The organism is Capsulimonas corticalis (assembly GCF_003574315.2).
In the GTDB taxonomy this organism is placed as follows: Bacteria; Armatimonadota; Armatimonadia; order Armatimonadales; family Capsulimonadaceae; genus Capsulimonas; species Capsulimonas corticalis.
Map to the genome: position 1 here is coordinate 566,480 of NZ_AP025739.1, position 11,495 is coordinate 577,974.

Sequence of the window (11,495 nt, forward strand, 5' to 3'; positions counted from 1 at the left end):
CGCACAATAACAGTTTATTATAACCTTCTGTCGAATCCCTGTCAATCACGAACTTTTGGTCCCGATTTCGCGCACAAAAAAAGCTCTGAGGACGGGTTTCGTCCTCAGAGCAGGTTCCTTGCAACAAGCGACTTCGGGGTTACGGGCTGGGCGCGGGCCCGGTCGAGTCCCCCATAACCAGATGCGGCGGCAGCAGTTCTTGCTTCTCGTCTTTTTCCCAGAGCAGATCGATCGCGCGCTTCGCCAGGTCGACAATCGGGTGCGCGACGCTTGTGAGGGAGGGGTTCGTAAATCGGCTCGGCCGCACGCCTTCAAAACCAAGCACGGAGAGCTGCGCGGGGACTTCGATCCGGCGGCCGGCGCACCACTTTAGCGCCGCCCAGGCGCCGGGATCGGAAAGGGTGAAGAGCGCGGTTGGGCGCGGCTCCTGCATCCAGACTCTGTCCATCGATTGGTACGCGGCGTCGAACGAGCTTTCTCCCAGCTTCGTGCCGCACAGAAACACCCGGCTCTCGTCCAAACCCTCTTCGCGACAGATCCGCTCGAATGTCCGGATCTTAACCTGTACGGATTCCACGGCGGCCGGCTCATTCACAAACAGCGTGATGCGCTTGTGTCCGAGCGAGCGCAGATGGTCCACGCCGAGGCGCACGACCTGTTCGTTATCAGTCCCCACATAAGCGCCCCGAAACCCGGGAAAGATGGCGTCGACCACAACGGCGCGGTAGCCACGATCCTGCAACGCCTTATAGAGCTGCGAGGTGAACCCCTCGGTCTCGCCCATGATAATGATGCGCTGCTGATGCGGCGGCAGCTTCACGCGCTCAAACGCTTCGGAAACCTGATCGCCGTTGTGCGTATAGTACGGCTGCATCTGGAAGCCGCGACGGCGGCATTCGTCGGCGCAGGCCTGCAAAAGCTCGCTCTGATAGTCCGAATTGTACTGATGCACGAACACGCCCAGCGTATTCGCGATAGTCTTCTTGCTGACCGTCGTTCCCAGCGCCGCCCGGCGCACCAGCAGCCCCTCGCGCGTCAGGTCCGACAGCGCCTTGCGCACCGTCGCGCGCGATACGCCCAGCTTCTGCATCAGCACCGTTTCGGTCCAGAACGGCTGCCCGTCCTCGCACTGGTGTTCAATGATGTCGCGCAGGATACCCCGCACTTGCAGATGCAGCGGAGCCCCTCGCTCTTTGCTGATCAAAACCCGGTCAAGTAAATCGGTCGTTGGTTGGGCCATATCGTTCGTTTAATATTAGTACAATTGCCCGGCGGTGGACACAGGAAAACACGGAAAGCGCTGTTAGCGCCGAAACATGGCGGAAAATTGCCCGGAAACGCCCTCGATCGCCTTCGGCGCGGGGCGTTCTTCCTCACTACTCACTTTATACCATACCCGCCGTTCGATCGCTCTCTTTCCCCCATGCCCCGCATAATCTTGTCTCATTTCCATCGCAAAGAAACAGTTCGAAAAATACTGCTTGACAGACCTCCGAAGGTTTGGTATATTATACGTACAAACCAATTAAGACCAGATGACTGCTCCCGGAGCAGCATCCGACCCAAAGGATCCATCATTATGCGTAAAGGTTTTACACTCATCGAGCTGCTAGTTGTTATCGCCATCATCGCGATTCTAGCCGCAATTCTCTTCCCCGTTTTCGCCAAGGCGCGCGAAAAAGCCCGTCAAGCCAGCTGCGCCAGCAACCTCAAGCAGCTTGGTCTGGGCGTGATGCAGTATGTTCAGGATAACGACGAAATCTATCCTGTCGGGCGCTCGTTTGCCTCAAATGACCGCAGCGTTCCTTTCGCGAACTGGGGACAGCAAATTTATCCCTACGTGAAAAGCACCGGCGTTTATAAGTGCCCTGATGATAGCGCTTCCCCCAGCGTTATGGGCGAGCAAGGCGCGGCGGCGGGAACCCCGGTTATCCCCGGTTCTTACCGCTACAATTTCGAGCTAGGCGCAACTTATGGTTCCGGCGGCACGGATTGGGGCGGTGCGCACTCGATCGCCAGCATCAACGAGCCTGTCACTCGGATCCTGGTGTCGGACGCCAACCCGGGCGGCGAAGCAGGAATGGTTTGGGGGGACTGGGGAGCGAATCAGTTCCTGGACACCGGCCGCGCTAACCACACCGGCCAGCTCAATCTGCTCTTCATGGACGGTCACGTCAAATCTGTGCGACCGATCCAGACAGTCTCAAACGGTTCTATGTGGGGTCAGATCAACGGCTCGACCTGTGACGCGGGCCCGGCGGGACGAGACGCCATCAATTGCAACGACACCAACGCCACGATCGTGTCGGATATGGCGCTTCTCGAACAGAAATACAAGTAAATACCCCAAGCAATCCGGCGGCTGTGCGCTCTCCAGCGCGCAGCCGCTTTTTAAGCCTCTCTCGTATTTTCCTCGCGCGCATCATCGAGACCTGACAGCAGATATGACGACAATTGACGATTTCCATAACACTCTGCGGATAAACCCTCTTCCGTTTGCCTACAATGTCGACGGCGCCGCCTCGCATACCGAGCTGCGCGATCCGTGTATCACGCGTGAGGGCGATACTTATTACCTTGTCTTCACGGTCTGGCCGTTCGCGGGACGGATCGTCGAGCGGATGGGATTGCCGGACAATGGGTCGTCGCCGGGGATCGCTTTGTATTCCTCGAAGGATCTGAAGGATTGGGCGTTTGTGACGTGGCTGGTGAAGTCTTCGGATTTGGCCGAGGATTGCCCGTACAAGCATCGGTTCTGGGCGCCGGAGATCCATAAGATCCACGGAAGATTTTATCTCATTTTCACGGCCGACAACTGGAATAAACTGGAGTACAATCCCGCAGGCGAGTGGTGCGATTCGGGCTACGCGTTTGTCGGAGTGGCGGATGAGATCACGGGACCGTACGAGCATATCACATATATTCATGGGGCCTGCTGCGACACATCGCTGTTCGAGGACAGCGACGGGCGCACATACGCGCTGATTCCACGGATGAATGTGGACGTGCAGGAGATCGATCTGACGCAGATCGACCGGGACATCGTGACGCTTCTCGGCAAGCCGGAGACGGTCATCACGGCGGATAACAGCGACATCGGCTTCGCGCCTCGGCCGGACTATTTAGAAGCCCCCTGGGTCTTTCAGGCGAACGGCCGCTACTACTTTTTGTCCTCAGGGCCATATAAAGCAGACAAATTTCCCGACCACGCCGGATACTGGGCGGGGGTCGCGTATGCGGACAATATCCGGGGGCCGTGGCGCAAGGATCCGCGCGGGCAGGTCTTTTTGGGCGGACACATGGCGGTGTTCCAGGGGCCGGACGGGCAGGATTGGTTTGCGTACCGGGGCGAAATGGAGGACGACAAACGCACGCATGGGCGGCTTTGCGTCGATCCGATCCAATTTGAAGTAGATGGACGCTTCGCGGCGATGACGCCGACGGCCGGCGCGGCGAAGAACGGAGACGACCAGTGACAATGCAGATGACGGAGCGACGGACGGAATGCGCCGCCGACAGGCTGGAGCCGATCGTGCGCGGCGACTACCCCGATCCGACGATCATTCGCGTCGGGCAGGACTACTACCTGACGCACTCGGCCAACTCCTTCGCGCCGGCGCTGCTGATCTGGCATTCCACCGACCTGAAGAACTGGACGCCGCTGGCGCACGCGCTCACCGAGTATGACGGCGATGTCTGGGCTCCGGACCTCGCCTACCATCAAGGCAAGTTTTACATCTACTATACAACTTCGGGAAAGAACCACGTCATCGTCGCCGACGATATTCGGGGACCGTGGAGCGAGCCCGTCGATCTGAATGTCCCGCATATCGATCCAGGGCACCACGCCCTGCCCGACGGGCGGCGGTTCCTGCATCTCTCCGGCGGACATCAGATTGAATTGACCGCGGACGGCCTTGCGACCAAGGGCGAGATGCGCAAGATCTACAACGGCTGGCCGATCCCCTTCCCCACACAGATCGAGGGCATGGCCGAGGAAAGCCCCAAAGCGTTCTTCCGAGACGGCTGGTATTATCTCATCACCGCGCAAGGCGGCACGGCCGGTCCCGCGACAGGCCATATGGTGGTCGCCGCCCGCTCGCGCCGCCATGACGGTCCTTACGAGAACGCGCCGCACAATCCCTTGATCCGTACGGGACATCGCCGCGAGCGCTGGTGGTCGCGCGGCCACGCGACGCTGATCGAAGACGCCGTCGGCGATTGGTGGATCGTCTACCACGCCTACGAGCGCGGCTACGTCAGCCTCGGCCGGCACACAATGCTTCAGCGCGTCGAGTGGCGGGACGGCTGGCCGTATGTGACCGACGAATGCTTCGCCGCGCCCCCTCGCCAAACGCCGCTGTCCGACCGTTTCGATAGCCCGGAGCTTGGCTGGCAATGGCAGTTCAACGGCGAAATGGATCGAACGCGCTTCCAGGCAGGCGGCGGCGCCCTGCGTCTCCAGGCACGCGGCGAATCGCCCTCGGACGGCAGCGCGCCGCTCTGCATCCGCCCGCAAGATCGCGCCTATCAAGTCGAAGTCGATGTCGAAATCTCCGGCGACGGAACCGAAGCCGGCCTGCTCTTCTTCTACGACGCAACGGCCTACACGGGACTGGCGCTGACGGATTCGCACATTATGCTCCGACTGCGCAAGCATCACGAAAAGGCCGTGGATCTGCCGGTCCGCCGAGCCACGCTGCGCCTTGTCAACGATCACCACGATGTCGAGTACTGGGTCCGAATCGCCGGCGGCGAATGGGAGCAGATCGCGCGCGGCAACGAAATCTCCGGCTGGAACCACAACGCCCTCGGCGGCTTCCTCGGCCTGCGCGTCGCTCTCTACGCAGCCGGACCCGGCGAAGCCGTGTTCCGTGATTTCCGGTATGAGGCGTTGTAAGGGCAGTGTGTGACCTACCCCGGCCTTCGGGCGCCTCGGGCAAACCCACCTCGGTGGTTCGCGTACTCCCTTGCAAACCCACCCCCGGCCTTCGGCCGACCCCTCCCGCCGACGGGAAGGGTGATTTCAGAGTGTGTTATCGCAGGCGGCCTTCGTCAGAGGCAATCCTACGAACCCTTCCCGTCGGCGGGAGGGGTGGCCCGAAGGGCCGGGGTGGGTTTGCCCGAGGCGCCCGAAGTCCGGGGTGGGTTTGCAAGGGAGTACGCGAGGCGCCACGGCGGGTTTGCCAACAGCCGGCCATCAAAACAATGAAAGTCATCTTTCCATGTCTAAAAATTTGCGCCCTATTTTAATCACTCTCGCGTTCCTGGCCGCCACCGCCGCCCACGCCGCGCCGAAGACGTTTACGTATTCCAATCCGCTGAATTTTCAGTACACGACAGAGAAGACGCCGGCGGAGCAGGAGCTGCGTGATCCGTGCATCATTCATGAGGGCGATACCTACTACACGATCTTCACGATGTGGCCGTTCGCCAACAAAGAAGATGGGCGAATGGGGCTGACCGACAATGGATCGTCGCCGGGCATTCGCATCTACTCGTCGAAGGATCTGAAGAACTGGACGCCGGGGAAGTGGCTGGTGAAGTCTTCGGATTTGGCCGAGAATTGCCCGTACAAGCACCGGTTCTGGGCGCCGGAGATCCATAAGATCCAGGGCAAATTCTATCTGATCTTCACGGCGGACAACTGGCTGAAGAAAGAATACAATTCGTCGGGCGAATGGGGTTATCACGCCTTTGTCGGCGTTGCGGACAAAGTGACGGGGCCGTACAAGCACATCACCTATATCAAGGACAGCGCCTGCGACACGACCATCATGGACGGCGGCGACGGCAAGGTCTACGCGATCATGCCGTTTGGCGATCTCTTCGAGCAGCCGATCGATCTGAGCCAATTGGAGCAGGATAAGATCACGCTGGGCGAACGCAAAAAGATCTTCTCGAAGAACAGCGACGATCCCGCGCAGCCCAGCCCCGGCTATTGTGAAGGCCCCTGGGGCATGAAGATCGGCAAGCGATACTATCTATTTTACGCCGAGAACTTTGAAAACGGCGGATACTGGACCGGCGTCGCGTACGCCGACAACCCGCTTGGCCCCTGGCGCAAGGACCCGCGCATGAAGCTGTTCGAAGGCGGCCATCTGACCGTCTTCAAAGGCCCGGATTACCGCTACTGGTTTGGATATCGCGGCGAAAGCGGCGGCGCATCGGGGGGACGACTCTGCGCCGATCCATTCACGATCGCCGCCGACGGAACCGTCCAGCCGATCGCCCCCACGACCGGCCCGCAAACGGTCATCCTGCCGCCGCCTCTCCCGCACGCCCGGCCGGCGCATCCTCGGCTGGCGTATAAGAAACATTGATGAAACACCACAAGACACTCTTCGCATTGACTTGCGCCGCAGCGGCGCTCGCGCCCTTTGCCGCGTCCGCGCAGCGCGAGATCATTCTGCCGGCGGCGCGCGACGCCAACGCGCCCGGCGGCCTGCCGGGCCTGCGCCAGCTCGACATCCAGCCTGGAATGCGCGATCCGAATATCTGCCATTCCCCCGACGGCTTTTATTATCTGACCGGCACCATCGATCCCGCCGACGGCCACACAAGCATGTGGGAGGCAAACGACGGGGTCCCCTTATGGCGCTCGAAGGATCTGATTCACTGGACATCGCTAGGGATCGTCTGGAGCCTGGAGCGCGACGCCACCTGGTCCAGGAAGTGGGTGAGCGAGGGCGGAGGCAAACCGCGCCGGGCCGTCTGGGCTCCGGAGATCCATTACTTCAACGGAACGTACTGGATCCCTTACAGCATGAACTACTACGAAATCGGCATCCTCAAGAGCCAGACCGGCAAGCCCGAGGGTCCATACCGCGACGTCAAGACGGACGGCCCGATCGTCAGCGGCATCGACCCTTCGCTGTTTCAGGATGACGACGGCAAGGTCTACCTGCTGCATGACAGCTTCAATATCGCGCGTCTCAAGCCCGATCTGAGCGCGCTGGACGAGCCCGACCGCAAGTTCACCTTCACGGACAATACATACGGCTGGGGCGAGGGGATCTATCTGGTCAAGAACCACGGGCGATATATCTTCATCAACACGATCGATCCGATGCACAATACGGACGGCAAGCTGCCGGACACCTACGACAACACGTCCGCGGTGTCGACCGGCTCGATCTATGGGCCATACACGCCGCGCCGCCGCGCGATCCCGCATGACGGGCACAACAATCTGTTCCAGGACTCCCGGGGCGGCTGGTGGTCTACGTATTTCGGCTCCGGCCCGTTCGGCCCCTGGGCAATCCGCGCGAGCGTCCTCCCGGTCGCGTTCACGCCGGAAGGACGGCTTACGATCCGACGCACGACGCCCCGCCCCGTCTGGCGCTACACCACGACCGCGCCCAAGGGCGCATGGACCACGGCCAGCTACGCCGCGAAGGATTGGAAATCGGGCGCCGGCGCCTTCGGCGATCCCGAAGTCTCCCAGTTCGGACAGTTCACGGATGTCGGCGCGATCTGGCGGACCTCCGACATCTGGATGCGTCAGACATTCACCCTGCGATCCCATATCCTCGGGACGCCGCAGCTCTACATCCGTCATAACGGCCCGGCCGAGATCTGGCTGAACGGCAAAATCGCGGCGACGCTCGCCGGCGCGACCAGCGACTACGTTCAAGTCACGCTCCCGGACCCTCATTCGCTTCAGCCCGGCGCCAACACCCTCGCCGTCCACTGCCAGAGCGGCGGTCTCGGTTATATCGACGTCGGCATTGTCTCCGACCCCAGCGTCCTCGCCGCCACCTCCGAAAGCGAAGCGCAGTCGTGGAAGTACACAACTCAAACGCCGGCGACAGATTGGAGCGCGCCCAAATTTCCGGCGGCAAATTGGCTGACCGGCGATGCGTTCTTCGGCAGCGGCCTGCCGGGCGTACGCACCCCCTGGACGACCAGCGACATCTGGATGCGCCGTACATTCACCCTGACCCACGCGCCACGCGATCCCCGATTGCGCCAGTTCCATGATGACGACGCCGAAGTCTACATCGACGGCGTCGCCGCCGCGACGCTTACTGGCTACAACACGGCGTATGAGACATCGCCGATCGATGGCGCCGCTCGCCAGCGTTTGACGCCCGGCGTCCACACGCTCGCCGTACACTGCGGCCAGAAGACCGGCGGCCAGGGGATCGATGTGGGAATTGTGGATGCATGGACAGCTCCGCGCTCTGCAACACGGATCGCGGGGAGATCGAAAAGTCGCTGAAGCAGACGTGGGGCATTTTCTGGGGTTTTCGCCGTTGGGACGCAAATCGAAACGCTCCGACACTCCCCATTCGCGAGAATAACCTCGTTTCGTGTCACAATAATGCAGAAGAGACCGGCCTGAGCGCGAGCGCGCCGGACGGCTCAAAACGACGATTGGATGCAACAGAATAGCCATGACGCTACGCACAGATATTCCCCACCGGCGATTGAACGCGCTGACCGGTGAGTGGGTTCTCGTTTCCCCGCACCGCACGCTGCGGCCCTGGCAGGGCAAACAAGAAACGGCCGCGCGCGAGCAGCGCCCTCCGTACGATCCGAAATGCTATCTCTGCGCCGGCAACGAACGCGCCGGCGGCGAGAAGAACCCGGAGTACACCGGGACCTATGTCTTCCAGAATGATTACGCGGCGCTGCTGCCGCAGGCGCACGACGCCGACACGGCCGCCGACACGCTATTCCATACCCAGGCCGTTTCGGGCGAATGCCGCGTGATCTGCTTCTCGCCGCGCCACGACTGGACCCTGCCCGTCATGCCCGTGGAGGCGATCCGGGGCGTGGTGGATGTCTGGGCCGCGCAATCCGAAGAACTGGGCGTCCGATACCGATGGGTGCAGGTCTTCGAGAACAAGGGCGAGATCATGGGATGCTCCAACCCGCATCCCCACGGCCAGATCTGGGCGAGCGACTTCCTGCCCAACGAAGCCGCGATGGAAGACAAGCGCCAGCGCGAGTATCGCGCCACGCACGACGCGCCGCTGCTGCTCGATTATCTCGACGGCGAGTTGAAGGACGGCTCCCGCATCGTCGTACAGAACGAGCACTGGGTGACCGTAATCCCGTTCTGGGCCGTCTGGCCGTACGAGACGCTGCTGCTGCCGCGCCGCCACGTGCTGCGCCTTTCGGATCTGACGGACGCCGAGCGGGACAGCCTCGCCGATATCCTGAAACGGCATCTTTCGCGCTACGACAACCTGTTCGAAGTGTCATTCCCCTACTCCATGGGCTGGCACGCCGCGCCGAATATCCCCGGCGAGGACCAATCGCACTGGCAGTTGCACGCGCACTTCTACCCGCCGCTGCTGCGCTCCGCCACGGTGAAGAAGTTCATGGTCGGCTACGAAATGCTCGCCGAAGCCCAGCGCGACCTCACCGCCGAACAGGCCGCGCAGACACTCGCCGCCCTGCCGGACCAGCACTACACCGAACGTTGATAGAGCTTTGATGATCGAATAGCGAACGGGACGATAACGAAAGCCAGCGAATTAGGAGCCGGCGGTTGAAAACCGCCGGTTCCGAGACTCTTACAGACTGGGCATCCCCAGGACGTTCAATTGCCGGATTCGAATTCGCCGGCCCTTTCCTACCTTGGAACCGAAAGACCGAATGACTAATCTCGAAGACTTCTTTTTCTCCGTGGATACGGAAAACAACGACGCCACTCCGGCGGTGCGCGCGGCGCTGGCCGCCGCCCGCGCCGGCGGGGAGCGACGGCTGGTCTTTCCCAAAGCGCGCTACGACTTCTGGCCGGACCGCGCCTTCGAACAGTACTGGTTTATCTCGAACAACGACGAGGGCCTCAAGCGCATCGTGTTTCCGCTGGAGGGGCTGGAAGACTTCGAGATCGACGGGCAGGGATCGGAGTTCGTCTTTCACGGTTATGTCCTGCCGTTCACGCTGCGCGGCTGCAAAGAGATCACGCTGAAGAACTTCTCCATCGACTGGGCGCGCACGTTCCATAGCGAGGCAGTGGTGCTCGCCGCGCGCGAGGGAAGTATCGACATCGAGATTCCCGAGCAGTTCCCCTACAAGATCCCGCACGATCGGCTGGTCTTCACGGGCGAAGGCGATATCACCTACGATATCTCTAATATGCTGGAGTTCGACACCAACAAGCGCGAGACCGCGTTCGGCGTCTTTGACAACTTCGCCGTCCACGACTGGCACACGGCCGAGGAGATCGGACCGCGCCAGGTGCGCGTCCACGCCAAGTTCAGCACGCTGCCAACGCCCGGCAACACGATGGCGATCATGGACGGCGGACGGCTCTGCCCGACGATCACTATCGAACGCAGCCAGGGCGTCACGGTCCAGAATGTGACGCTCTACCACTCCGGCGGCATGGGGATCATCGCGCAGCACAGCTCGGATCTGCGCGTGGAGAATTTGACCGTCACGACGCCGCCCGAAAGCGGCCGCATGATCTCGCTCACCGCCGACGCCACGCACTTCGTCAACTGCGCCGGCGAGATCGTCCTTGAGAACTGCGTCTTCGAAAACCAGATGGACGACGCCACCAACGTCCACGGCATTTATGGGCAGATCAGCGCGATCGTTTCGCCCACGGAGATCGAGTTCGCGCTGGTCCATCCGCAGCAATTGGGGATCGATATCTTTGCGGCGGGAGATCCCATCGAGTTCGTGCGCAACACAACGCTGGAGACGTTCCATGAGAACACCGTCGCGCGCGTCGACCGTGTGAACAAACAGTTCACACGGCTGACACTGGAATCGCCGCTTCCCACGGACCTATCGCTGAAGGACGCGGTGGCGAACCTGCGCTGGATCCCCAATCTGACGGCGCGCGGCTGCCGGTCGCGCGGCAATCGGGCGCGAGGATTTTTGGTGACGACCGGCGGCAAGGCGCTGATCGAAAACAACCACTTCCATATCGCGGGCGCCGCCATCCTGATCGAAGGCGACGCGAACTACTGGTTCGAATCGGGCAAGGTGCGCGACGTCACGATCCGGGGCAACCACTTCGAGAACTGCAACTACGGTGTCTGGGGAACCGCCACGATTGAAGTCAACCCCGGCGTCGCCGAGCCCTATCGCGCGCAGTCGCTCTACCACCACTCCATCCGGGTGGAGAACAACACGTTCGACGACTTCCACGGACGGCTGCTGGCCGCGCACTGCGTGGACGGCCTGACCTTTACCGGCAACGTGATGCGGCCAAGCGGCGCCTATCCCAAACGGAGCGCCGGCGGCGAGCTGCTGGAGATCACGCACTGCGCCAATGTGGATATCCGCGACAACGATCTTTCGACCTCCTAGCCCTCCATTTTAAACGCTATTCCCCAGCAAACGTCGCCCGCAAATCTCCGCGAGCGGCGTTTTCTTCTGAGGCTCGCCAGTTAGTCACGATTGTTACACACATATGCGCTATTGTTGTATGTACGCCGCCCATCCAAAATGTTATAATTTTTGTATGACGACGTGCGGCGACTTTCCAATCGAGCGCCCTGTTCACGTCTTGCTATTATCGCGAT

The 11,495-nt window shown here is 61.2% G+C and carries 8 protein-coding genes; 7 read left to right on the forward strand and 1 reads right to left on the reverse strand.

The genetic code is table 11. The features are described from left to right. Positions 1–139: 139 nt before the first annotated feature. Positions 140–1,240 carry a substrate-binding domain-containing protein gene (locus D5261_RS02535; RefSeq protein WP_119323816.1) on the reverse strand — a complete coding sequence of 367 codons (1,101 nt, stop codon included), beginning with the start codon at positions 1,238–1,240 and terminating at the stop codon, positions 140–142. Between the two features lie 339 nt (positions 1,241–1,579). Here D5261_RS02535 and D5261_RS02540 point away from each other — a divergent pair, with 339 nt between their 5' ends. The 7 genes from D5261_RS02540 (at position 1,580) to D5261_RS02570 (ending at position 11,280) form a co-directional block, all read left to right on the forward strand. Further along, positions 1,580–2,341, forward strand: coding sequence for a DUF1559 family PulG-like putative transporter (locus tag D5261_RS02540; protein ID WP_119323815.1), 762 nt, complete (start codon positions 1,580–1,582; stop codon positions 2,339–2,341). A 103-nt stretch (positions 2,342–2,444) separates the two neighbouring features. Then, on the forward strand, positions 2,445–3,476 hold the full coding sequence (locus D5261_RS02545) for a glycoside hydrolase family 43 protein (protein ID WP_119323814.1): 1,032 nt from the start codon (positions 2,445–2,447) through the stop codon (positions 3,474–3,476). Between the two features lie 2 nt (positions 3,477–3,478). Next, complete coding sequence (locus D5261_RS02550; RefSeq protein ID WP_119323813.1) at positions 3,479–4,900, forward strand: family 43 glycosylhydrolase; 1,422 nt, start codon at positions 3,479–3,481, stop codon at positions 4,898–4,900. 325 nt (positions 4,901–5,225) lie between these two features. Continuing rightward, positions 5,226–6,323: a glycoside hydrolase family 43 protein gene (locus D5261_RS02555; RefSeq protein ID WP_119323812.1), complete on the forward strand. Its 1,098-nt coding sequence runs from the start codon at positions 5,226–5,228 to the stop codon at positions 6,321–6,323. Further along, positions 6,323–8,224, forward strand: a complete 1,902-nt coding sequence (locus D5261_RS02560; RefSeq protein ID WP_119323811.1) for a family 43 glycosylhydrolase — start codon at positions 6,323–6,325, stop codon at positions 8,222–8,224. Before D5261_RS02555 ends, D5261_RS02560 begins: the two co-directional genes overlap by 1 nt. A gap of 175 nt (positions 8,225–8,399) precedes the next feature. Continuing rightward, positions 8,400–9,437 carry a UDP-glucose--hexose-1-phosphate uridylyltransferase gene (locus D5261_RS02565; RefSeq protein WP_119323810.1) on the forward strand — a complete coding sequence of 346 codons (1,038 nt, stop codon included), beginning with the start codon at positions 8,400–8,402 and terminating at the stop codon, positions 9,435–9,437. 172 nt (positions 9,438–9,609) lie between these two features. Further along, the gene (locus D5261_RS02570; protein ID WP_119323809.1) at positions 9,610–11,280 is read left to right on the forward strand and encodes an alpha-1,3-galactosidase-related protein; all 1,671 of its coding nucleotides are present in this window, start codon (positions 9,610–9,612) and stop codon (positions 11,278–11,280) included. Positions 11,281–11,495: the final 215 nt, after the last annotated feature.